Annotated in this window: 23 protein-coding genes; 2 read left to right on the forward strand and 21 right to left on the reverse strand. The window is 38.8% G+C overall.

Annotated features, from left to right (window positions below):
- Window positions 1-6: 6 nt before the first annotated feature.
- The 5 genes from ACYQ2D_RS07600 to tig all read right to left on the reverse strand — a co-directional run bounded on the left by ACYQ2D_RS07600 (window position 7) and on the right by tig (window position 6,208).
- Complete coding sequence (locus ACYQ2D_RS07600; protein ID WP_459785035.1) at window positions 7-522, reverse strand: RNA polymerase sigma factor; 516 nt, start codon at window positions 520-522, stop codon at window positions 7-9.
- A 183-nt stretch (window positions 523-705) separates the two neighbouring features.
- Window positions 706-3,174: a hypothetical protein gene (locus ACYQ2D_RS07605; RefSeq protein WP_118701399.1), complete on the reverse strand. Its 2,469-nt coding sequence runs from the start codon at window positions 3,172-3,174 to the stop codon at window positions 706-708.
- The gene (locus ACYQ2D_RS07610; RefSeq protein WP_022303106.1) at window positions 3,175-4,344 is read right to left on the reverse strand and encodes a class I SAM-dependent methyltransferase; all 1,170 of its coding nucleotides are present in this window, start codon (window positions 4,342-4,344) and stop codon (window positions 3,175-3,177) included. It abuts the gene before it with no gap.
- A gap of 170 nt (window positions 4,345-4,514) precedes the next feature.
- Window positions 4,515-4,895 (reverse strand): hypothetical protein, encoded by a 381-nt coding sequence (locus ACYQ2D_RS07615; protein ID WP_022303107.1) that lies wholly within the window; start codon window positions 4,893-4,895, stop codon window positions 4,515-4,517.
- Window positions 4,896-4,957: 62 nt separating this feature from the next.
- Complete coding sequence (gene tig, locus ACYQ2D_RS07620; RefSeq protein WP_118701398.1) at window positions 4,958-6,208, reverse strand: trigger factor; 1,251 nt, start codon at window positions 6,206-6,208, stop codon at window positions 4,958-4,960.
- 214 nt (window positions 6,209-6,422) lie between these two features.
- On the opposite strand from tig, the gene ACYQ2D_RS07625 reads away from it, so the two are divergent.
- Window positions 6,423-6,893: a hypothetical protein gene (locus tag ACYQ2D_RS07625; protein ID WP_117456937.1), complete on the forward strand. Its 471-nt coding sequence runs from the start codon at window positions 6,423-6,425 to the stop codon at window positions 6,891-6,893.
- A 67-nt stretch (window positions 6,894-6,960) separates the two neighbouring features.
- On the opposite strand, the gene ACYQ2D_RS07630 is transcribed toward ACYQ2D_RS07625, so the two are convergent.
- From ACYQ2D_RS07630 to ACYQ2D_RS07680, 11 genes are all read right to left on the reverse strand, one after another.
- Window positions 6,961-7,413, reverse strand: coding sequence for a YwiB family protein (locus tag ACYQ2D_RS07630; protein WP_022303110.1), 453 nt, complete (start codon window positions 7,411-7,413; stop codon window positions 6,961-6,963).
- Window positions 7,414-7,417: 4 nt separating this feature from the next.
- The gene (murI, locus tag ACYQ2D_RS07635; RefSeq protein WP_187558888.1) at window positions 7,418-8,239 is read right to left on the reverse strand and encodes a glutamate racemase; all 822 of its coding nucleotides are present in this window, start codon (window positions 8,237-8,239) and stop codon (window positions 7,418-7,420) included.
- Between the two features lie 78 nt (window positions 8,240-8,317).
- Window positions 8,318-8,989 (reverse strand): stage II sporulation protein R, encoded by a 672-nt coding sequence (spoIIR, locus tag ACYQ2D_RS07640; protein WP_118701396.1) that lies wholly within the window; start codon window positions 8,987-8,989, stop codon window positions 8,318-8,320.
- An 89-nt stretch (window positions 8,990-9,078) separates the two neighbouring features.
- The gene (locus tag ACYQ2D_RS07645) at window positions 9,079-9,729 is read right to left on the reverse strand and encodes a Ger(x)C family spore germination protein (protein ID WP_117456938.1); all 651 of its coding nucleotides are present in this window, start codon (window positions 9,727-9,729) and stop codon (window positions 9,079-9,081) included.
- Window positions 9,707-10,807 carry a GerAB/ArcD/ProY family transporter gene (locus ACYQ2D_RS07650; protein ID WP_118701395.1) on the reverse strand — a complete coding sequence of 367 codons (1,101 nt, stop codon included), beginning with the start codon at window positions 10,805-10,807 and terminating at the stop codon, window positions 9,707-9,709. The genes ACYQ2D_RS07645 and ACYQ2D_RS07650 overlap by 23 nt, the downstream gene beginning before the upstream one ends.
- Window positions 10,804-12,318 carry a spore germination protein gene (locus tag ACYQ2D_RS07655; protein ID WP_459785037.1) on the reverse strand — a complete coding sequence of 505 codons (1,515 nt, stop codon included), beginning with the start codon at window positions 12,316-12,318 and terminating at the stop codon, window positions 10,804-10,806. Before ACYQ2D_RS07655 ends, ACYQ2D_RS07650 begins: the two co-directional genes overlap by 4 nt.
- 101 nt (window positions 12,319-12,419) lie before the next feature.
- Complete coding sequence (locus ACYQ2D_RS07660) at window positions 12,420-13,094, reverse strand: GntR family transcriptional regulator (protein WP_459785038.1); 675 nt, start codon at window positions 13,092-13,094, stop codon at window positions 12,420-12,422.
- 4 nt (window positions 13,095-13,098) lie between these two features.
- Window positions 13,099-14,013: a 4-(cytidine 5'-diphospho)-2-C-methyl-D-erythritol kinase gene (gene ispE, locus ACYQ2D_RS07665; RefSeq protein ID WP_117456942.1), complete on the reverse strand. Its 915-nt coding sequence runs from the start codon at window positions 14,011-14,013 to the stop codon at window positions 13,099-13,101.
- Between the two features lie 50 nt (window positions 14,014-14,063).
- Complete coding sequence (locus tag ACYQ2D_RS07670) at window positions 14,064-15,626, reverse strand: DUF3794 and LysM peptidoglycan-binding domain-containing protein (RefSeq protein WP_459785039.1); 1,563 nt, start codon at window positions 15,624-15,626, stop codon at window positions 14,064-14,066.
- A gap of 45 nt (window positions 15,627-15,671) precedes the next feature.
- On the reverse strand, window positions 15,672-16,088 hold the full coding sequence (locus ACYQ2D_RS07675) for a protease complex subunit PrcB family protein (RefSeq protein WP_118701392.1): 417 nt from the start codon (window positions 16,086-16,088) through the stop codon (window positions 15,672-15,674).
- 102 nt (window positions 16,089-16,190) lie between these two features.
- Window positions 16,191-16,925 carry a lysophospholipid acyltransferase family protein gene (locus tag ACYQ2D_RS07680; protein ID WP_459785040.1) on the reverse strand — a complete coding sequence of 245 codons (735 nt, stop codon included), beginning with the start codon at window positions 16,923-16,925 and terminating at the stop codon, window positions 16,191-16,193.
- A 200-nt stretch (window positions 16,926-17,125) separates the two neighbouring features.
- Between ACYQ2D_RS07680 and ACYQ2D_RS07685 the strand changes: the two genes are divergently transcribed.
- A complete protein-coding gene (locus tag ACYQ2D_RS07685) occupies window positions 17,126-18,544 on the forward strand; it encodes an MATE family efflux transporter (RefSeq protein WP_459785041.1) in 1,419 nt (472 codons plus the stop codon).
- 60 nt (window positions 18,545-18,604) lie between these two features.
- On the opposite strand, the gene ACYQ2D_RS07690 is transcribed toward ACYQ2D_RS07685, so the two are convergent.
- The 5 genes from ACYQ2D_RS07690 to ACYQ2D_RS07710 form a co-directional block, all read right to left on the reverse strand.
- Window positions 18,605-18,772 (reverse strand): hypothetical protein, encoded by a 168-nt coding sequence (locus tag ACYQ2D_RS07690; protein ID WP_372555140.1) that lies wholly within the window; start codon window positions 18,770-18,772, stop codon window positions 18,605-18,607.
- A 127-nt stretch (window positions 18,773-18,899) separates the two neighbouring features.
- Window positions 18,900-20,273 (reverse strand): UDP-N-acetylmuramoyl-tripeptide--D-alanyl-D-alanine ligase, encoded by a 1,374-nt coding sequence (locus ACYQ2D_RS07695; protein WP_117456947.1) that lies wholly within the window; start codon window positions 20,271-20,273, stop codon window positions 18,900-18,902.
- Window positions 20,274-20,286: 13 nt separating this feature from the next.
- Window positions 20,287-21,318 carry a D-alanine--D-alanine ligase family protein gene (locus ACYQ2D_RS07700; protein ID WP_459785043.1) on the reverse strand — a complete coding sequence of 344 codons (1,032 nt, stop codon included), beginning with the start codon at window positions 21,316-21,318 and terminating at the stop codon, window positions 20,287-20,289.
- Between the two features lie 240 nt (window positions 21,319-21,558).
- Window positions 21,559-22,962 carry a L,D-transpeptidase family protein gene (locus ACYQ2D_RS07705; protein ID WP_459785044.1) on the reverse strand — a complete coding sequence of 468 codons (1,404 nt, stop codon included), beginning with the start codon at window positions 22,960-22,962 and terminating at the stop codon, window positions 21,559-21,561.
- Between the two features lie 187 nt (window positions 22,963-23,149).
- A complete protein-coding gene (locus tag ACYQ2D_RS07710; protein ID WP_117456950.1) occupies window positions 23,150-24,430 on the reverse strand; it encodes an aspartate aminotransferase type Ic in 1,281 nt (426 codons plus the stop codon).
- Window positions 24,431-24,485 lie beyond the last annotated feature (55 nt).

Below are 24,485 nucleotides of genomic sequence, written 5' to 3' on the forward strand. Positions count from 1 at the left end.
CACCTCCTAATCCAGTTTTTCTTTCATCTTCTTTAATGCCCGGCTTACTTGTGAACGCACTGTATTATGATTTTTATGTAAAAGTGCTGCAATCTCCCGACTTTTATAACCTCCAAACACCTGAAGTGCCACCATGTAACGTTCCTCTTCTTCCAGAGAATAAAATGCATCTCTTACGTGAATAGCGTGTGCTATATCCTCTGTTTTGCTGTCTTTTTCTAACCTTTGTTCACTTTCCTCATAAGAATAGGTTTTTGTTATATATTCTTTTAGCCTTCGTTTACATTTATTGGATAAAATCTGAAAAATCCATGCCCGAAATGCTTCTTCTTTTCTCAATTTTCCAATGGATTCAAACGCATCTGCCACAGTCTCTGCCACAGCATCCTCTGCATCTTCCCTGTCTTTTAACACGTAAAGTGCAAATCGGTACATATCCTCGTATACTGTTTCATAAAGCTTTGCAAATGCCTCTCTCTTTCCCTTTTTTGCCTGTCTTACCAGCTCCCGACTTTCCTCCATTTTTTCCCTCCTCCCTCTTTAATGTACTTTCGGAATTTTTCTGTGCTTTATCCTTGATTTTACAATTTTACAGTTACTTTTCCAAACGTACTTTTCTTTCTATATTGTTATAGTGTCTTTTTAATGCCATTTTGTTGCAAAAAAATTGGAGCAAAATATTTTGCCCCAATTTTTCTCATTTTTTTATTCAATCTTCTTTTCAATGTAACTGATAAATACGTTGCCTGCTGCCTCAAATGCTGCAGTACTGTCATTAATTCCCATATAAGATGTTGTCTGGTCTGCCGGATTATAAAGTAGAGTATTGTATGCATCATATCCTACAATCACACGATTTCCTGCATCTCCAAGGCTTACAATCACCGGACGCTGTGCACTGACCTGATATAACACTTCTTCCAGTGTACATCCTGTCAGATTCATCACTGTTCCGCCATCTCCTAACTGTTCTTCCAGATAAGAAACATCGGTCTTTGCACTCTTAAACCAGTCTGGAATCTCAGCGACATTTAATGTCACTTTAGTCTTTGTATTTCCACGCTCCCAGACATACTGCTGTGCACGATTTAACACAACACCTGTCTGTGCATCTGCTTCCTGCACGGCACTTGCAACATCCGTATAAATTCCGTACAGCCCGCCATTTGCATACACATAATAATAATTGGTATCATCCGTTCCCTCATCAAGTTCCAGCGTCGTGCTGTCTTCCAATACCATCCACTTTGGAACTGAGACAAGCGGATTTTTATTTTTATTTTCGTCCGAGTACACCAATCTGGTAATTCCCGCCTGACGAGTTGTCGTAACCGTTGCTATTGACGCAACCTCTTCTTCTTTTGTCTTTACATTGTTCATAATGTGGTCACTTGTAATTTCAGCATAATGGTCGTTCTGCCACTGCGCTCTTGACAGCTCAATCAAGCCCTGCGAAATTTTCACATCTGTAATATAAACACCATCCTCAGCATAACTCTTTACCAGTTCGCCATCAAAGTTTTGAATCCGAAGCTCATTCATCGCATAATAAAAACTTCCCGTAGAATCCGTCTTAATATCCGATTCATCTGCTACGCCATAAACCAAATCTTCATTGATAAATCCAAACGCACGAATTCTCGTTCCATCCGAAGCCGTAATTTTCTTCTGTTCACCGGTTTCCAAATCCAACTCAATAATATTGGAAGAATCAAATAACTTCATCTCTTCTAACCATGCAATATGACGGTTGGAATTGGACGTAAAGAAACATTGTGTGTCGATTCCATCTTTTACCACTTCATAAGTTTTTTCTGAAAGATTAATGCGATACAATTTTTTTTGCTGATACAAATACAGCATATTGTCTGTAGAAACATAAGAAAGCACCTGCACATCCTGTTTCATAAACTCATAGGAACTCAGACTTGGAATAAATACTTTTTCTTCCAATACATTCTGGTCGCTGTAATAGTGATAAACTGCAGTTCCTGTCTGACCTTCCCGTTCTCCACGGTTCATATATCCGTATACCACAAAGTCAATATCTCCGCTTTCTTCCACACGAATGATTTTAAAATCATGCTGAGAAATATTTTCTCTTGCATCAAAATTTTGAATTGCATCCTGTTTACGGAAACTAAACACCTGCACTAATTTATTGGTCGCAGTGTTATAAGACCAGATATCTCCCTGCTGTACAAACGCAAAAATTTCTCCTGTCTTATTTGCCACATACTGAACATTTTTGGAAGTCACACCAAGATTCACTCTTCCGTTTGCAATACTGCTTGAATCACCTGTAAAGATTTGTTTTGTACTCCGGTTAAAGTTCAAAAGATACATCTTACTTCCATCATAGCGCATCCGATAAAATTCTTCTACCTGATAAAGCTCCTGATTCTTATCATCGTCGTCTGCCGTAATGTAATAAGTAAGAGTTACACTTCCAGTCGTTCCATTGATATCTTTTATGACCGGAATTCCTTCAGAAAGAACCGACGGATTCAAATCTCCCCACATAACCATACTGACACTCGAATGAATATTGACATCCAGAAAGCTGTTATTTCTTGTTGAATCATCTGATTCCAGATAAGAGACAATCTCTGAACGTGCATCTGAATCAAACGTATCTTCAGAAAACTGCTTTGCAAATTGCAGATATTTCTCTGTATTCAATCCGGAACGCTGTAAAATTCTGGTATAGTAGTAGTAGTCTCCCTCATCTGTTGTCAGTGTAAACGCAAGCGAGTACTCCTGATTCATTAAGATTGATTTCTGAAGTGAAAATGTAACCGTTTTATCCTCGCCATCTTTTTTGAAATTTTTTATCTTATCATTTTCAATGACTTTGCTTCCATCTGATGTACGGACTTCATAAACCAAATCTTTTATTTTATGACCGTTTGGTGTAATGCTGACTGTGAGTTCCTTGTCTGTCTCTAACGGTGTCAGACTTTCCCTCATAAAATCCACCTGCATCTGCCCAGCATGTCCATACATAAGGTTCGCTTTTTCACCTCCTATTTTCATGCTCATCACAGGCAACGTGGCTTCTTCAAGATCCATCTTATTATCTGTGGTCTCTTTATTCATCAGACTGCTGAAGCCTATCACTCCAAGTATAAAGACCAACAGAAGAATCCCTGCTTTCGTCAGTATTTTTTTCATTTATTTATGATTCCCTTCTAAGAACAGCTCTTTTTGAAGCGTTGGTTTTACATGAAATGCCTCTATGCAGGCTTCCCATGCTGCTTTCTGCTGTTCACTGTACTTCTTGTTCTCATTTTTCACTGCCCGAATTAACAGATTTTTCGGGGTATGTTCCATATCAATAAACTCAAGAATCTGTGTGTCATATCCTTTACTTTCAAGCATCTGGGCACGCAGTCCATCTGTCAAAATCGCAGAAAACCGCTCTTTTAAAATTCCATATTCTAAAATCGGAGCGAGCGTTTCATTCTTTATCTGCCGGTTCAACTCATGCTGACAACATGGCACAGAAAGGATCACCGATGCATTCCACCTTACCGCTTTTTCTAACGCATAATCCGTTGCCGTATCGCATGCATGCAGGGTGACCACCATATCAACCTGTTCACATCCTTCATAAGATGCAATATCGCCCTGATAAAAATTCAATTTTTCATAGCCATACTTATCTGCAAGACGATTGCATTTTTCAATAACATCCGTCTTTAAATCCAGTCCGATAATATGCACATCATAATGTTTTAATTCATGAAGATAATGGTACATTGCAAAAGTCAGATAGGATTTTCCACATCCAAAGTCAAGAATCGTCACTTCCCTTTCTTTTGGAAGCTTCGGTAAGATATCCTCAATAAATTCAAGGAAACGATTGAGCTGCCGGAATTTATCATACCTTGCGTTTTTTATCTTTCCATCTTCACTCATCACGCCAAGGTCAATTAAAAAAGGAACCGGCCGACCTTCTTCCAGCAGATATTTTTTCTTTCGATTATGGGCGAGCATTGGCACAAACTCTTTGGGGGTCCGGCTTTTTTTTATTTTAATGGTTGCCTTTCCCTTCTTACTTATCAGTACCGTCGCATCGATATCTTGTCCCTCTAACTGCAACTGCTTAAAAGAATGTTCCATCCATTCTAACATCCGCTGTATAATTTCATTTTGCTCATAATTTTTATGAAGTTCTTTTTGTCCAACTGTCTGAGTTTCCTGAAATTTGATTTCTCCCTTTAATGACAGCGGACGAATCTGTATTTTAGACGGCCCCTCCTTTTTTCTGGGGCCGCTTATTATAATCCGTATCATCTGCGTATTTACATAAGTTTCTAAAAATCCCGCTAGTTCCGTCATGTTTTCTCCTAACTAAACACTTGTTTACTGCATCCATTGCAGTCTGCCTGATACAGCGTAAATCAAGTATCTTTTTAATACTCGCTGTACAAAATACCATTACGGCATTTGTCTCTATTGTAAAAGCTTTACTCTAAAATCGCAAGTCCCAAAAATATTTTCCCTGTCTGTTACGGATAAAATCTTTTTCCTCTGCGACGCCTCAACCGTCTGCGATACACCTCATTATAGAACAAGACTTCAACTAAGTCATCTAAAGTTTCCTTTGGAAGATTCTGACACTTTTTCGCAAATCCTGCTTCCACTCCCATCGTCTCGCTGTCCTTTTTTATCCGGTTTGAAATCGACGCACAGTTTTTCTTCAGCATATACCTGTCCGGATATTCATCGTACATTCTACTGCCCTCATAATCCATCCGGTCACAGGCATCCTCCACATAGTTCTGGATTAATGCCGCATTCTCTGGATAATTTGCACGGAAACGACGTAACTCCTGATTTGCATACCGCTCCTGTTCATAAAAATCATCCCTTACGCTTTTTCTTTGCAACAAAAATCCCCCTTTTGCCTATACTCATTTTAGTATATGCAAAAGAGGGAAAGAGTTACCACTTAATTCGCTGTCTGTGTTTCCCCGTCTGCTGTTGTCTCTGTAGAATCGGATGACTCTGCTGTATTGGAATCTGTTGCTGTCTCATCGGTTGTCTCGTCTTCCGCTACATCTGTAATTGTTCCATACTTTTCAAGAATGTCACATACTTTGCTCCATAAAACATTGTCTTTTACAAGCTCAGCATCTGTGTATGCCTGCTCTAATGCCTCTGCATCTTTAAATCCGTATTCTTTTGCAAATTTATCCAGCTGTTCTCTGTATTCATCTTTTGTAAAGGTAATTCCCTCTGCGTCAAGCACAGCCTGTACAATCATATTTTGTTTCAGATTGGTCTGTGCTTGAGCCTCAATATATTGCGAAGCCTGGTCTTCTGTAATAGACTGAGACTTCCAATATTCATCCAGTGTCATTCCTGATGGTTTTGCATAATAATTTTCAAATTGTTTTTCCACTTTTTCTTTTGCTGCTTCCATTAAATCATCCGGATATTCGCTGATTTCTGTTTTATTGACAAGCGCTTCAAACAGATTTGATTTTTTATTATTATTATATTCCATATCTGCACTTGTTTCGAGGGTAGCTTTCACTTCTGCTTTGTATTCATCAACCGTTTTCACATCGCTGTTATTAGACACCCATTCGTCTGTCAGCTCTGCCGGCTGAGAGATTTTATTAATTTTCACTTTAAATTGTACATCTTTTCCCGAAAAATCCGGATTATTCTGATATGGATCCGGGAATTTTAAGTTTAACGTTACTTCATCCCCTTTTTTTGCTCCAATCAGTCCGCTTTCAAATCCATCAATAAACTGTCCGGAACCGATTAAAAGGTCAGTATCTGTCGCTGAACCTCCAGAAAATTCTTTTCCATCCATATATCCGGTATAATCAATATTTACGGTATCATTTTCCTGTACCGCACGGTCTTCTGTGATTTCTTCCGGTTTATAAGTAAGCTGCTCATTAATATACTTGCTTATGCTGTCATCTGTCACTTCTGTTTTTGGTACTTTTACACTTAAATTTTTATAGTCTCCAAGTGTGACATATTTTGTGATATCATCGGTATCAACAGCCACAACATGTCCGTCGCTGTCTGTCTCCACTTCTTCTGCTGTTTTTTCCTCTTCACTGCTGCTTTCTGTTTTGGCTTTTGTTGAATCTTCGGAGTCGCTTTTTTTACTGCCGCATCCCATTGCAGATACTGCAACTGTCAATGCCAAAAGAGCAATTAATACTTTTTTCTTCATCGATTTATAAATCCTTTCTCTGTGTTGTTAAGCAGCTGCATCCCCCGTCATTTTTCTGCAGTGCATTGGCCTGAAGCGATTCTCCAAGCGTTCCCATTATACCATAACTTTCTTTAAAAGAAACCCTTTCTTGCATATTTTTTATTGCCTTTTCCCAAAAACAATGCTAAAATAATAAATACGTCAGAAAGCCATACTTAGGAGGGAATTACAAATGAGTCCATGGATTGTTCTACTGATTGTATTACTGATTATAGTAATTGGTCTTGCCGTTTTATATTTTCTCGGCAAAAAAGCCCAGAAGAAACAAGAAGCACAGCAGGAACAGATTGAAGCAGCAAAACAGACAATACCGATGCTGATTATTGATAAGAAGCGTCTTCCGATTAAAGAATCCGGTCTGCCTCAGATGGTAATTGACCAGACTCCAAAACTTATGAGACGTTCTAAGCTGCCAATCGTAAAAGCAAAAGTCGGTCCAAGAATCATGACACTTGTTGCCGATGAACAGGTATTTGATTTAATTCCGGTAAAAAAAGAAGTAAAAGCTGATGTCAGTGGTATCTACATCACAGGTGTCAAAGGTGTGAGAGGCTCTCTTGAAACTCCGCCTAAAAAACAGGGCTTCTTTAAAAAGATGCGTGCGAAAGCAAATCAGATGACAAAAGCCAACAGTAAAAAATAATTTAAAAAAAGCATTGAAACTTTTTCGTCAGAAAGTCTCAATGCTTTTTTATTGCTGACAAAATTTTTTATGAGCACAGACGAAAATCTCCTGCTTCTTTTGACTGTACGTGAACATGAAGCTGACAGTCTGCGGTATGCATGCGATTAATTTCAAGCGCATAATCAATCGAGACACTTAAATTTTCTTCTTCTTCCTGAACAGCAATCTTTGTTGCTGCAATTCCCATTTCCATCTGCCCAAACGGTGTCGCATAAAAAGTCACATTTTTCTTTTCCGGTTCAAACACCAGATGAGTATTCATAACACCTTTTTTGTCCACTTCCACTACATTATCTGCAATCTTAATCATACTTTTGGTCGGCTTATCAAACCCTTCTGACATCTCTTCATAACAGATGAAATGATGTCCATTTCTAAAGTAGTAATTCCCTTTTGCAACCATTTCTACTTCTTCCGAACCATCCACGGATTCAATCGACTGCATTCCTCTTACTGTTACCAGCACATCTTTTTTCATAATTTTAGTACTCCTCAATATTAATCTGCTTTGTCATCTTTACATCATACGGAAGAATGGAATTCGCAAAGTCCTGAAACTGCTCTGCGGCATCGCTGACATAAAAACGGTATGGAAATTCTTCCTGAACATCCTGAAGATTTTCAAGCCCTTTACTTTTTAAGAGCCGTTCGAGTTCTTTTGCTGTTTCATAAGCCGGATTCACCAATGTTACGGAATCTCCTACCAGTTTCTGAATCAGGGAACGAAGCAGAGGATAATGGGTGCAGCCCAAAATCAAGGTATCAATCCCCTGTTCCAAAAGCGGAGTCACATAACGCCGTGCCACTTCTACGGTTACATCATCTTTCAGCCATCCTTCTTCTACCAGTGGAACAAAAAGCGGACACGGCTGTCCAAACACCTGAATTTCCTTATCATAGCTGTGAATAATTTCCGGATACAATTTAGAATGAACCGTTCCTTTTGTTCCGATTAGACCTATTTTTTTGTTCTTTGTCACCGAAGCTGCAACTTTCGCTCCGGGTTCTACCACTCCGATAATCGGAATATCAATTTCTTTTTTTATCTCTTCTAATGCCAGTGCACTTGCTGTATTGCATGCCACTACGATTGCCTTTACATCCTGAAGCTGTAAAAATCTTACAATCTGTCTTGAAAATTTTAATACAATTTCCTTGGATTTACTTCCGTAAGGCACCCTTGCCGTATCTCCAAAGTATACAATTCTTTCACTGGGCAGATTTCGCATAATTTCCCTTGCAACAGTCAGTCCGCCCACACCTGAGTCAAAAACACCAATTGGCGCTTGTCTGTTCTGATTCATAAAAAAGCCTCGCTTTTCTCTTTTACTGCGTATTTCATCTTATTTTACCCTTATTGATTACGGATTGCAAGCTACATCTTAAAACCATTTCCATGAAATCCGTACTTTTTTTCGTTCTTCAGGATTATTCCAGATGGAAATAAACTCTTCTTCTGTCAAAACTTTTTTTAATTCTTCTATTTTTTCATCTGCCACCACACCATAAGAATCATTGATAAAGCACAGACTCGGATAAAGTACACACCACCAGTTATGCCCCTTTCCAGCTCCAATCGTAACTGTCAATGTCTCGTATTCTCCTTTTGGAAACGTACAGTTTCCGTAAACTTTCTCAGGGAACTCACATTTCTCCATTTTGGCTTCCACTCGATACTCATAACCACTTTCTTCCACAATTTCTTTTGCAGTCTGCTTAATCTCTGTAAGATGTCCCAGCACGATTTCTTTTGTCTCCTCTAATCCATCGGATTCTTTTAAAAATCCATTCATATATTCTAACAGCTCTGTCTTGACCTGCATTTTTAATTTCTGATCCTCTTTTGTATCACTGTTTGCAATCACATGAAACCGAAGCACTTCCTTTGCAATGTTCTGCTGTACTTCTCTTTCTAACCGATTTTGAAGTTCATATTTTTCTTCTTTTAACTTATGTATTCGGACACCGCCAGCCATCAGCAAAAGTGCAATTCCGGCTGACAATATCCATAATTTCCATCTGATGTTTTCGCTCTTTTTTCTCACATTTTTCATACCTTGCCTGCCTTTTTGATTTATTTTGTTTTTCATTTTCTGTTTTTACTTTTCTTGTTTTGATTCTCTCTACAGACAAAGTATCGACTTTATTTTTCTGGTTTATTCTGTACAACAATTTTTTCCTGCAAAATTTTTATTTCCGGAAGGCTCGGCTGCTTTTTCTGATTATACCAAAGCCTGTAAAGCTCCTGAAGTTTTACAGGTGGAAAGACCGTTTTTTTTGACTGATTCTTCGGCTTTTTAGTCAGATACACTCCCAGTGGAATCTCTTGCTGTCTTTCTGTTTTCATCAGAGTTTCTATTTCATTGCAGAAAAAAACTGATACATTGGATGCCACCGCCGGCTGTGCTTCAAGATGATTTAAAAGTCCCTCATAAGCAATTTGATTTTCTAAAATTCCTTTCCCCAAAATCAATGCTTTTAAATGTCCCATATCCAGCTCATTTTCCTGACTTGCCAAAAATTTATTTCTTGCTTCTTCCATGCTTATGCCTTTCGATCCGGTTTCCGATTTTTCGTTCACCTCACCGCTTTCTTCTTTCTCACTCACCTCATCGTATAAATCTGAAATGCCATACCAGACCAGATATTCACCCTCTTTGTAATCCACAGATAAAGAGAGTGCAAACGTTCTATCCTCAAGCAGGATTCCACAGCCATTCAGAAAAACTGCTGTAACAATAGCGAGTAACACCGCCAAAATACAACGTATTTTATTTATCTGTATTTTCTTCATGAATCTGCTCCCGCCTTCCCATCTTTCTTCGTTTATACCAGATTCCTGCTGCGAGTATCAAGACCGGAAACACAATCCCATACCCATACCGAACCAGCGTACGATATATTTCAAATGAAAATCCAAGTTTTCCTGCAAACACTGAGAATAACACCGCACTGGCATATGCTATCCCTGTGCCTCGTTCTAATCTACAGCGTTTTAAAAGTTCATGCTGATAAAAGAAGATACTTCCACATAAATAAAACAGACAAAACAACAGGCTTCCACTCCAAAAGAGATCCGAACGTTGAAAGAAATCTCCTGACAGGTTCACTCCTGACATTAAATCAATCATCGGATATTTTTTATGCATATACCCTTCTCTTCCAAGCAGTCCTAAAAGCAGGAACAGAGCCAAAAGTAAAATTCCAAGATTCAGACAGATACTTCCATTCATGCTTTTCTTTGCCGATGTATTTCGCTTCGTCTGATTTAAGATAAACGGAAAAAAGTACACTGGCAAAAACAGACATACAATTTTATAAAATGCCTCTGCCAGCTCTCTTAGCGTCATTTTTCTCCGGCTCTCCCTGATAATTTCCTCAAATGAGAAATCCCGGAAAGCAAGAAATAACATAAAAAGAATAAAAAATAAAATTACCGGCAGAATGATTTCTCCGATTCTGCCTCTTTTCTCAACATTTTGATACATTCCTATTGCACAAACGATACCTGTTAAAAGAATCAGCCAGCTTTTGTCGATGCGTTCTATAAAATAATAATTGGCAAGGTCTGCTATCAAACATAACAGCACGACCTGACTGAACCACAGGTAAGATACATAGATAAATCCAAACAGTTTTCCCACCCAATTTCCAAACGAAGTGCAAAGTCTGGCATAGCATGGGCAGATACGAACAAAATAAATACTTTGCACCCAGAAAAATAATCCTGTTAAAACCAGTCCAAATATCATCGTCTTCAACGAAAATCTCATAAATTCCGGAACTGCCATCAGGCTTAAGCCCAGCATGGAAACACTTGCCTGAGAAAAAAGCTGTTTTTGCGATATTGTTTCATTTTCTGTATATTTCATTTTTTTCTTTCCTCTTCATCTGATGTTTTCATTCTAAGCTTAATTTTCTGACTTTCTTTTGCATACAGCGGGCGTCTTGTCCGAAATCTTGCCGGAAGCATCCAGATTCCATTTTCTTTTCCCCTGTATCCCGCTCTTTGCGTTCCGGCATAAGGTGCAAGATAAGGCACTCCAAAGCTTTTCAGCTCGGCAATATGGCTTAAAAGCATATAGAGTCCCAAAAGAATTCCAAACATTCCAAGTGTTCCGCCAAGAAAAATAAAGCCAAATTTTAACAGTCGAAACGGTGCAGAAAATTCCTCATTTGGAATTGCAAGGGCAGAAAGTGCCGTAATTGCCACAACCACTACCACCACCGGACTGACCAGATTTGCGGAAACTGCTGCCTGCCCGATGATCAGCCCTCCTACGATTCCTATTGTACCTCCAAGCGGTCCCGGCGCACGCACCCCCGCTTCTCTGACACTTTCAAATGCAATCTCCATAAATAATGTCTCTATCAGACCCGGAAACGGCACACCCCTTCTGGCCTTTGCAAAAGATAAAATCAGATTCGTCGGCAATACCTGTGTATGAAAATCCGTAACCGCCAGATAAAGTCCCGAAAACAACATTGCACAACCAACTGCCAGATACCGTAGCACTCTTAAAAATGTTGCAAGTTCAAAGGTCTGATATTCATCTTCACTCACCTGCAAAAAATCATTAAACACCGCCGGAATTAAAAGACCAACCGGCGAGTTATCCACAAGCAGGACGACCCTTCCATTTAGCAGTTCCATCGCACATTTATCCGGTCGTTCCGTTGTCTGAAACTGAGGAAACGGCGACAGCCAGTTTTCTTTTGTCAGCTGCTCAATCACTCCACTGTCAAGCACACCGTCAATTTCAAAATCAGAAAGTTTCGCCTCGAGTTCTTCTAAAATCTCACTCCTTGCCAGTCCTTCGATATAAAGAATCTGAATTTTTGTCTGACTGCGTCTTCCAATTGTCTGCTCTTTGACTTTCATTCCCGGATTTCGGATTCGTTTTCTGATGAGTGCCGAATTGGTTTTAACGGAATCGGTAAATCCCTCTTTTGAACCCCGCAGTACTTTCTCTCTGTCTGCCTCGGATACTCCCATCGAAGGATATCCTTTTTCTGAAATCTTAACAGCATGCGCATATCCATCTATAAAAAATACGGCATCTCCGGCAAATACTCCTGCGACCACATCTTCTACCGTATCCAGCTGTACTGCATCTGAAATTCCCAATGCATTTTTTTCAACCCGCTCTAAAATCTCATCTCCAGATACCTTGCACAGTTCATTGATGAATTTTCCAAGTACGGATTTTTCGAGAATCATATTGCTAACCGCTACTTCAAGATAAATCACAAAACAGTCGACTGTTTTTCCCCGACCAAGTTCCATCGTATGGAACAAAATATCCGCACAGTCTTTGAATACTTCTCGAAAACAGGATTCATTTTCTTTTATCTTTGGTGAAATACGGATAGAATGGCTCATAAATCATATTCCCCCGATATTTTATAGAATATATTTTTTGCACAATAAAAAGAGATGCCGTTCTTTTGGCATCTCTTTTAACATTTCCATTTTTTTAGTTTTTATTCTTCTTTTTCTTCATTCAGACTTCTGATAATTGCCTTTTGCTGATTATCAATATGCACATAAACATAACGCAGTGCACTTTCTCTGTCATGCGTACGAAGTGCCTCACAAATAGCTTTATGCTCTTTTGCAAGCTGCCTTCTTACCGCACTGTCTTTTAAATACTCAATTCGATAACGGTACATCTGCTCTCTTAAATTATTCAAAAGCTGAATCAAACGTTTATTATTGGTTGCCGCATAAATAACATCATGAAATTCTACGTCTACTTCAGCCAGTTCCGTTAAGTTTTCGCTGTCAATCAGATTTAAAAACTTCTTTTCTACCTTGTCAAGTTCATCTAATTGTTCCGGTGTAATCCGCTCACATGCAAGGCGAATTGCAAGTTCTTCCATTCCTTTTCTTACTTCAAGCACATCATTTAAATCACGTTCTGTAATAGAAGCAACTTTTGCACCTTTTCTCGGTGCCATCACAACCAAACCTTCAAGCTCAAGTTTTCGAATTGCCTCTCGAATCGGAGTACGACTTACCCCCAGCTTTTCTGCAAGTGCAATTTCCATCAGTCGTTCTCCAGGTTTTAAATCTCCTTTTAAAATCGCTTTTCTTAATGTATTAAAAACCACATCCCTAAGAGGCAGGTATTCATCCATATGCATTTCTAAATCCATCTTATTAGTGTCCTCCGTTGTTAAATACTGTTGTCAAAAATACAGTCTTTGCAATTTTGCTTTCTCTAAGCGCCTCGCATGCATGCTCTGCTGTGTCTTTATCATCAAATAAACCAAATACCGTCGGTCCGCTTCCGCTCATCATTGCATTTACGGCTCCGTGTTCTTTCATGTGGTTTTTGATTTCTTCAATTATCGGATACTGTGCAATTGTAACTTTCTCAAGCACATTTCCCATATATTCGGATATTTTATTTAAATTATGCCACTGAAGCCCCTCCAGTATCCGATCGATATCCGGATGATGCTCAATTTGGGCAGAATCTAATTTTTCATAAACCATCTTAGTTGAAACACTGATCGCCGGTTTTCCAATCAGTACGTAGCAGTTCGGGCATGGCGGAAGAGGTCTTAACTGCTCTCCGATTCCCTCTGCAAGTGCGGTTCCGCGAAGCAGACAATATGGTACATCCGCTCCAATTGCCACAGCACGTTTCATCATCTCTTTTACAGTAAGCCCCAGATTAAACAGACGATTCATTCCAATCATGGTCGCTGCAGCATCTGAACTGCCTCCTGCCATTCCTGCTGCCACCGGAATAAATTTCTGCAGCTCGACTGTGATTCCCTCCTGAATATCAAATTCATCCATCAAGAGTTTTGCTGCTTTATAAACTAAATTTCTTTCATCTGTCGGAATAAATGGAAGATTCGTTGTAATGGAAATTCCTGGTTCGTCTTTTTTTTCAATCTCCAGTTGGTCATACATGTTGATTGTCTGCATAATCATACGAACTTCATGGTATCCATCTTCACGTTTCCCGATTACATCCAATCCCAGATTAATTTTTGCCAACGCTCTTAATCTCATTTTCTTCTCCTGTATATTTCTTTGTACATTGTATTCTTTTTTAAACATTCTACATTCATTCTAGCCCATCTTTTGGTCGTTTTCAATAGGAAAATTTCTTATTTACTCTCAACTGATTTTACAAGTATCAACGTATCAAATGGATGAAGTTCTTCTGACTCCAGATGATTCAGACGGATAATCTCTTCTGTTGTCGTATAAAACTTCTTTGCAATATCCCACATCGTATCCTGAGGCTGTACCTGATATCCCACAATCCCAGGCATACTTTGCAGTTTTTCTCTGTCCAGTTCCTGTTCTTCAATTTCATAAATCAACGGTCGTTCCCTTTGTTTCATCACCAACGCATTTAGATTCAATACAATCTTTACTTCTATTTCGTCACTGTCAATCATCGTTGTAGAAAGCTGTTCCAAGTCCGTATGCAGATGATAAACACATTCTTTTCCTATTCCCTGTGCTTCCACAATATGTGAAAATGGAATCATTGCATCCATCGAATAAAACGGCATTTCGTCATCACTGATAATATATAAAATCTTAACCGTAACAATACCCTCTATTTCTATTCCATTCTCCATAATCTGAGTATTGTCCACCTTTACCATTCCGTCACTGTGACAGATTTGCAGAATTTTCCCCTGATTTTCACTTGTCTTAAGACGTTCTCCTACTCTGCATTTTGAAAAATTTTTTACTAAAAGGCATTCTAATTTTGCCGGCTTACAGACCACCCGAAGTTCCTTTGCCGGAGTATACACATCCAGTAAAAGAGAAACCTCTTCTTCCTCATAAATTCGGATTTCAAGTTCCAGCATCGCTTCAACTGCAAGCACTCGCTCTTCTCCATCGCTGTCTGTTCGGATTTTCAATTCACTATGCGCAAGCAAAACATCAACATCCGGCACCATGCTTTCTGCACAGCCTGCACACTCAATTTCTTCCGAAAACGGAATGGAATGTTCGAGCCATTGAAGAGAGTAGTTATCATCTTCTCCCCGGTAAAGTACAAATAAAAATAGTTCTCCCTTTACTGCAATTCTATCACTTTTTGCACGAATGTCCACACCTCTTATTTCAACAGTATCCCATAAAAGTTCATGAATATTAGGCTTATTCGAAGCAAGGGAAATTTCTTCTTTTACCCGCATGGTGTCTTTTTTATGTATACAGATTCCCATTACCGGAATTTCTTCTTTTTTCTGGGAAATCTCAGGGGTTTCTACTCCTGCCGGCAGAAGAATTTCTTCAAGTTCTTCCACCCTTGCAGTAAATGTAATCAATGCCTTAATATTTAATTTTCTGGAATGAATCAGCTGGACACTCAAGTCCTCAAGTTCCCATTCAAGTTTTACTTTCTGCCCACTTTGCAAATCTTCCAAATGCATGGTTTCTGCAATCGGCAGTGTGCCGAGCAGACTTTGGATCTTTCGTTCCATACTGTCACTGACATACAAAAGAGCCACCAATAGTGCTCCGTTAAAAAAGACATGCCCGTCTGATACCTGCATTTCGTCTATCTGGATTTCTCCTTTCTTTTGTATCATACGTCCCACATCCGGTTTTACATCCGGTACATTCAAATCTTCATCAAACGTAACCTGACTTACCGCTTCGCATTTCGTCCGCATTGTATGTACTCGTTTTGTAATCAGTTCCACATTATACCCTCTTTTCTATCTCTTTTTATCATTTCTGCTTTTACTTTACTCAAAAATAACCGGTTCATCCCTGTATTCCATCCGAATAACCAGATACGGATAGGACGGTTCGTCTTTTAAATTTTCTTCTTTGGGTCCAATCAGCATAGTCTGTACATGTATGGCATTCTCCCAAAGAGAAACATCCTCAATCCGGATACTGTAACCGCCTGTTTTCTGCTCTCCATACCCCTTTATCAGATACAAATTTCCCTGTTCCTGATAAGTAAGTTGAAACTCTTTTGTTTTATTTTCCTCTATCAACTCCTGCACTTTTTCCGGAAATTCCGCCTCTTTTAAAATGGTGTATTCGATTTTATCCTGTTTTTGTGCACTTACTTTTTCAATCGAACAGCCGGATAGCGCTAATAAAATGATAACAACCGACCACAATAACACTCCTGTATGGATTTTTTGCCTCATTTTGCCCTTCCTTCGCTGACTTACCAATAATGTATGCCAAAGAACAAAAAAAAAGAACCCTGACCTTTTAGCCAGAGTTTTTTCTTGATAATCTTATCATTTTCATTGATTCATTTCTTTTAACATTTCCAAAATCACATTCTGCGTATACGCACCAATATGTCTTTTCTCTTCTTTATCCAGTTTATCCGGATAAATCGGCTCGCCATATTCTACTATTACTTTTGCCGGTCGCATTTTCGGAAACTGCGCTTCAAAAATTCCGGCTGAATTGTGAATGGCAATCGGTACAATTGGACATCCAGCCTTGGTTGCAATCTTAAAACTTCCTTCATGGAACGGAAGCAGGTCGAGTTCGCTTTCATTTCGATTTCTTGTTCCTTCCGGGAAAATGCAGATAGAAATCCCCTTTTTCATTTCTTCTATTGCCAAAAGAATTGTTTTCATTCCCTCTTTAATATTTTTACGGTCAAGGAAGAGACAATGAAGATAACGCATCCATATTGATAACAGAGGAATGGATTCCATTTCTTTCTTTGCAACATAACCGGTGACATCGGGGCAGAGTACATAAGTCAGCAGAATATCAAAGAAACTTCTGTGATTTCCGATATAAAGGACTGCTGTATCTGCCGGAACATTTTCATGTCCTTTTACCGTAATATCTGCTCCGGTAATTTTCAAAATAAAACGAAAGACTGCCTGGATAATGCGAAGAGAACTGATGTCTTTTGCACGTTTGTTGAATTTTCCAATGACCCATTCTACAAGCAGAATCGGAATGGATAAAATCAGATAACCGATGACTACGATACATACGCAAATAAAACGTATCATAAAAACCGCCTTTCTATACCGTATGGTATATTATTAATATTCAAGAGATATTATAAGCAAAAAGCTTTTGGATAGCAAGCCAAAAAACGGCAAAAAAGATTGTCGAAAAAAACAATTGAAAAAATTGTGTTTGTGTAGTATTCTATCCCTTACAGCTTTCGCACTGTATGTTGGATGGGAATTAGGAGAAAGGAGAAATTATGGGAGAGAAAGCAGTAAAAAAACAGGGCCTCGCCTCAAAGTTAATCGGGGATAAGAAGTTCTATAAGATGATTCTGCTGATTGCTGTTCCGATTATGATTCAAAATGGAATCACAAACTTTGTCAGTCTGTTAGACAATATCATGATTGGACGAATCGGAACAGAACAGATGTCAGGCGCAGCGATTGTCAATCAGCTTATTTTTGTATACAATCTCTGCATCTTTGGAGGTGTATCCGGAGCAGGTATCTTTACCGCCCAGTATTTTGGACAAAAAGACCAGGAGGGCGTCAGAAATACCTTCCGCTACAAGTTATGGATGGCACTGATTCTTACGGTATCAACCATTGTTATTTTTTTAGTTGGTGGAGACCGGCTGATTGAGCTGTATCTGCATGGAGAAGGTGCAAGGGAAAATGCAGCTGCAACTTTACTGTATGGAAAACAGTATTTGTGGATTATGCTTGTCGGACTTCCGCCATTTATGATGGTACAGGTTTACGCAAGTACCCTTCGTGAATGTGGCGAAACGGTTGTACCGATGAAAGCGGGAATTACAGCCGTTTTAATTAATTTATTATTTAACTATATTTTAATCTATGGAAAATTTGGAGCTCCGGTTCTTGGAGTAAGAGGTGCTGCGATTGCAACCGTACTTTCTCGATATGTAGAAGCCATTATCGTTATCAGCTGGACGCACCGCCATAAAGAGAAAAACCCTTATATCGATGGACTTTATCGTACCTTAAAAGTACCGGCTTATATGACAAAGAAAATCTTGATAAAAGGAACACCGCTATTATTTAATGAGGCATTATGGGCAGCAGGAATGGCAATGCTGACGCAATGTTATTCGGTTCGTGGATTGAATGTCGTAGCCGGTTTAAATATTTCCAATACAATTAACAATGTCTTTAATATTGTATTTATTGCACTGGGAGATTCTGTCGCAATTGTAGTCGGACAGCTGCTTGGAGCAGGAGAAATGAAAAAGGCAAGAGAAACCGATACCAAGATGATTGCCTTTTCCGTATTTTGCTGTACCTGCGTGGCACTTGTGATGCTGATACTCGCACCATTCTTCCCATTGCTTTATAACACCAATGCAGAAGCAAGGGAACTGGCAAAATACTTTATCATGATCACCGCAATTTTCATGCCACAAAATGCATTTCTGCATGCTTCATATTTTACCCTTCGTTCAGGCGGAAAGACGATTATCACCTTCTTGTTTGACAGTGTATTTATCTGGTGTGTGAGTGTAACGATTGCATTTACGTTAAGCCGTTTTACGGCACTTCCGGTTATTGGAATCTATACGCTGGTACAGTTGGGAGATATTATTAAATGTGTCATTGGATTTATTTTGGTTAAAAAAGGAGTGTGGCTGCAAAATATTGTGGCGCATGAGGAATAAAAGAATGGGCTGGCATATCAAACTACTCGATATATCAGCCCATTTTATATTACTATGCAATTAACGTTTTTTCTGAATGATACCCATTCTAATCATACAAATTCCTGCCAACACAACAAGAAAAGATACAAGCATCTTGATTTTTAAGTCCGGAATATAATAAGTGATAAGTGCAATCAAACACATTAACAAAACAGCAGAAATACATACATAAATTGTTTTTTTCATGATGATACCTCCTTACCTAATCAGCATACAAATCGAAACTATCGTTGTACTTTTCTATAGTTTCATTTTATCAGATGTACCATCATTTTTCTATTCGCAAAAGCAATAAACTTAAACTTCTTCTTTATTATTCCGCTAATTTCTTTACAATTTTCTCAAACTGCATAAAGTGAGATGCTTTTACTAAAATACTGTCACCTGGCAAAATTAATTCATCCAGTGCATCTTCTAATGCTTCTCTGTTTTCAAAGTATAATACTTTTTTTCCGTTTGAAACTTCTTTTGCCGCTTCTGCCATTTCTTTACATAATGTTCCTGTACACACAATCACATCAATGTCTTTTTCGGCAGCAAATCTTCCGACTTCACGATGCATTTCCACTTCATTTTTTCCAAGTTCTCCCATATCTCCAAGCAGGGCAACTTTTCGTCCGAGTGCATCCTGAAGCACTTCAAGGGAAGCTTTCATAGAAACCGGATTTGCATTGTAGCAGTCATCAATAACCATAATATTTTTCTTCTCATTTTCCAAGATATGGAAGCGTCCGCTTAAGGACTGTAAGCTCTCAATTCCAGCCTTGATTTCGTCTAAGGTTAAACCATAAGTTAAACCAACTGCTGTTCCTGCAAGGGCATTATAAACCATGTGGCGTCCCGGAATCGGAACGAGCACTTTAAAACTTTCATCTTTTACATGAATCCGACATTCAATTCCTTTTAAGCCTCTGCTCTCAATTTCATCGGCCCAGATTCCGTTTTTATTTTCCACACCAAAGAATACCGGCTTGATTCCTTTGACATCGGTAACGGTCACTAATTTGTCATCGTCTCCGTTTAAGATGACATGCCCGTCTTCTTTTAAGAAATCAAAAATCTCTGTTTTGGCTTTTAAAATTCCATCTCTTGATTTTAAGAATTCAAGATGACAAAGACCAATATTTGTAATCACGCAGGTATCCGGACGTGCAATTTTTGCCAGTCTGTGCATTTCTCCAAAGTCACTGATTCCCATCTCAAGGACTGCTATCTGATGTTCCGCACGAAGTCCAAATACGGTAAGTGGAAGTCCCAGTTCATTGTTAAAGTTTCCCTGTGTCTTTAACACATTATATTTCTGTCCAAGTACTGCTGCAATCATTTCTTTCGTACTTGTTTTTCCAACGCTTCCGGTAATTCCGACAACCGGAATCTCTAACTGTTTTAAATAAAATTCCGCAATGTCTTTTACTGCCTGTAAGGAGGATTCTACTTTAATGTATGGAAAGTTTGTCTCCCCAAGGTCTTTTTCACTTAGGGTTGCAAGTGCTCCTGCTTCCATGACCTGATCAATAAAATCATGCGCATCTACTCTTGCCCCTTTAATCGGCACAAATAAACCGCCTTTTGCCGCTTTTCTACTGTCTGTAAAAATACTCTGCACTTCCTGTTTTGCCTGTGCTTCACTGCCATGATAACTGCCATTACAAGCCCGTGCAATATGTTCTAACGTAAGATTTTTCATAATTTTTCTCCGCCTACTGGTATTTCTTTAAAGAAACTTCAATTAATTTTTCACATAATTCCGGGTAATCAATTCCAAGAACTTTTGCTTCCTGTGGAATCAGACTGGTTGGTGTCATTCCCGGAAGGGTATTTGCTTCAAGGCAGTACATTGCGCCAGTTTCATCCATGATAAAATCCAGTCTGCCATAAGCCTGAAGATTTAATACTTTGTAACCAAGTTCTGCATAAGTCTGCATCTGACTGGTCTGTTCCGGTGTAATTTTGGCCGGACAAGTTTCGATAGTTGAACCTGCGTTATATTTATTTTTATAATCATAGAATCCCTGAAGCGGTGCAATCTCAATAATCGGGTAAGCTTTTCCCTCTACTACTGCAACAGAGAACTCACGTCCTTTTACAAACTGTTCGACAACGATTTCATCTTCATAAGAAAATGCTTCTTTTAAAGCGTCAGCATATTCGGCATCATTATTTGCAATGCAGACTCCTACACTGGAACCGCCACAACAAGGTTTTACGATAACCGGATAGTTCATATCATAAGCAGAAAGTGCTGTTTCACTCTTTCCTTTAGCTAAAGTAACGCCCTTTGGAGTCGGAACACCTTTTGCTTCAAATACCATTTTTGTAATTCCTTTATCCATTGCCATTCCACTGCTGAGCGGGCCGGTTCCGGTATAAGGAATTCCCATTAACTCAAAGACAGACTGTACTTTTCCGTCCTCTCCATTTGCTCCATGCAGGGCAAGAAATACGATATCTGCTGCTTTACAGATAGAAAGTACATTCGGTCCAAAAAATTCTTTTCTGGTCTTTCCTGTTTCTTCCACTAATTTACTCATTTCTCTCATGCTGTCTGCTTCTGCTTTTACATCATAGACTTCAGGAAACAGTTCTTTCCCAAAAGATTCTTTTCCAAAATATACGTCTACTAAAACAGCTTTATGATTTTTCTGACGAAGTGCACTGCATACGCCTTCTCCTGATGAAATAGAAACATCTCTTTCTGTACTGTTTCCCCCTGCTAAAACTACGATATTCATTTTGTTTTCTCCCTTTTATTCTAATTATGAACTTTATAAAAGCCCACATTGATTTTTGTGTTTTCTTTATCCTAATCAATTTTTCTTTCTTTGTCAATGTTCCACTGCATTTGAAACACAATCTGCAATACAAAAAACACTTCCAAAAGAATTATCACCCCTGATACATACACTAATATATACAAAAAGAAGCTGTCACTCCACGATTTTTCCATCGCTAAAGCAACAGCTTCTCAAGTTTTAGTACACCACTACCGGCACACCTTTTTCAATATTATTAAAAATCTTTTCTGCATTGGCTTCTGGTGTATTGACACAGCCATGAGAACCGTTATTTAAATACTCGCTTCCACCAAATGTAGTTCTCCAGCTTGCATCGTGGATTCCAACATTTGCATAAAACGGCATCCAGTATTTAACCGGCGAGGAATAATCTTCCCCTACTAAGGTCGCATTTCTTTCTTTGTACATAATTGCATAAATACCTGTTTTGGTGTCATGCCCCAGATTATGATTTCCGGTTACGACATCTGTATCGACAAGTAATTGACCATTTTTATAAAACCACATGTGCTGTGCAGAAAGGCTGACTTCCACATAAGTATTTCCGATATCATTTGTGTCACGTACGTATCCCTTATATGTATATTCCGGTTCAATGGTCTGAGACTTTCCGCTTTTAATTGCCTCGATTAATTTTGTCGTGGTATCATTTCTTGCCATCAGCCAGCCATAATCTCCCCCGCTTACGGTAATTGTTTCACCGGTAGAGGTCTTAAACTGTCTTGGATAACCAAAGGTATCATATTTCTTTGCAAGTTCTACCACATACGCTTTTACTTTTGCTTCATCTAAGACTGCATTTCCATTTTCATCTGTTGTAACCCAGTCTTTAATTAAACTCTGGTCTACTACTTCCTGACGGTCTGAAAAATCAATTGTGATTTTTACTTTTAAGAATGCATTGCTCTGGTCTCTCTGCGCAATCAGATTTTTATCATCCTGATAAACAGATGGTTTTAAATAACAGTCAGAAGCTTCAAGGTCTACTTCTGTCTCTCCGGCTTTGACTGCCTTTGTGATAACCTCCGTTACCTTGTCTTTATCCAGAGCGGTTCCTTCTGTTTCCGGAACAATTTCGTACCCATTATCACCGACCTCCAAATGTGCATCGACCGGCTGCTGCATGTTTTCTTCTGCAAGACAAGTTAAACCATCAATTGCTGACGTTAATTTTTCTTCATCAACCGTGGTGGTTGCACTCATTGTATATTCATGTTTTTTTGTAAATGCAGTAATCCAGCCCCATGAATTCTGTCCTTTTAAAAGTTTTTCCACTTTTCCATCATCCACATAGCTGAGTCCTATCCTATCTGCAGAAATTGTTTCTGTATTATCTCCACGTTCTTTGATAGTAAGCGCATAGGAAGAAATTTCATCTGCCAGATGATTTTCCACGCTCTCAAGTGTCTTTCCAGAACAATTTACTCCATTTATCTTTGAACCCGGGAGAAAATGACTGGAAAAATAAAATGCTCCTGCCGCATAGAGTATCGCAAGCACTGCCACGCATGCAATCAGAATACCAATTATGATTTTCTTTGGTTTTGCGGTTTTTTTGTTACCACTTTCATTCTGTTCCATATTCCTACCCCTTTTTCTTTGATTCTTTTATTTTTCTTTTAGGCATTCCTTATTCTAATTCATCTTTATCCAAAAAGTAAAGCCCTATTCTGTGACCAAATTGTGATTTTTATCCAAAAATAGGCGAGATTCCTTTTCTTTGGAATCCCGCCCTTTATTTTTAATGTTCAAATGGCTTTTTTTATGCTTATTCTGCCAGTAATTTTTCTACACTGACTAATTTCACGCTTAATACAAAAATCTCTGTTGCTGTCTGTAATTCTTCTAAGGTCGGGAAACTTGGTGCAATACGGATATTAGAATCATGCGGGTCTTTTCCATAAGGATAAGTTGCTCCGGCATCTGTCATTTTCACTCCGGCTTCCGCTGCTTTTGCAACGATTGCCTTTGCACATCCTTCCATTGATTCAAAGGAAATGAAATATCCGCCTTTTGGATTGGTCCATTCACCGATTCCAAGTCCGCCGATTTCTTTTTCCAGTGTATTTTCCACTGCTTCAAATTTCGGTCTTAAGATTTCTGCGTGTTTCTTCATGTGTTCATGCATACCATCGATATCTTTGAAGAAGCGTACATGTCTTAACTGATTAATTTTGTCATGACCAATTGTCTGAATTGACATGTGTTTTTTGATATCTTCCAAGTTTCTAGGAGAAGCAGCTACAGCTGCAATACCGGAGCCTGGGAAACTTACCTTTGATGTGGAAAGGAATTTATATGCAAGATCCGGATTTCCAACTTTTTCACATTCTTCCAAAATCTCTAATAAGAAATCTTTTTCCTCGTATAAGTGATGGATGCAGTATGCGTTATCCCAGAAGATACGGAAGTCCGGTGCTGCAGGTTTTAATCTTGCAAAGCGTTTTACAGTCTCTTCTGAATAAGTAATTCCCTGTGGGTTAGAATATTTCGGCACACACCAGATTCCTTTGATTGCATCATCTGAACTTACCAGTTTTTCTACCATATCCATATCCGGACCGGTTGGAGTCATCGGAACAGTAATCATTTCGATTCCAAAGTATTCTGTAATTTTAAAGTGACGGTCATATCCTGGTGCAGGACATAAGAATTTTACTTTGTCTAACTTACACCATGGAGTATTTCCACAGACACCATGTGTCATAGAACGGGAAATGGTATCAAACATCACATTCAGACTGGAGTTTCCAAAAATAATAATTTTATCAGGAGTTACCTCTGTCATTGCTCCAAGAAGTCTTCTTGCTTCCGGAATACCTTCTAACAAACCATAGTTACGACAGTCAATTCCTGCTTCACATTTCAGCTTATCTGTGCTCTTTAATTCTTCAAGCATATCCATAGCAAGTTCAAGCTGTTTCTTTGACGGTTTTCCTCTGGACATATCGAGGTTTAAACCTTTTGCTTTTACTTCTTCAAATTCTTTTTCTAACTGGGCTTTCAGCACCTGCAGCTGTTCTTTGTTGAGTTCTCTGTACGGTGTCATGGCTCTCCTCCTGATTTTTTCAATTTGCCATCCAATTCATTTTTCTTCGGCTTAC

The sequence above is a fragment of the Blautia stercoris genome (assembly GCF_054657695.1).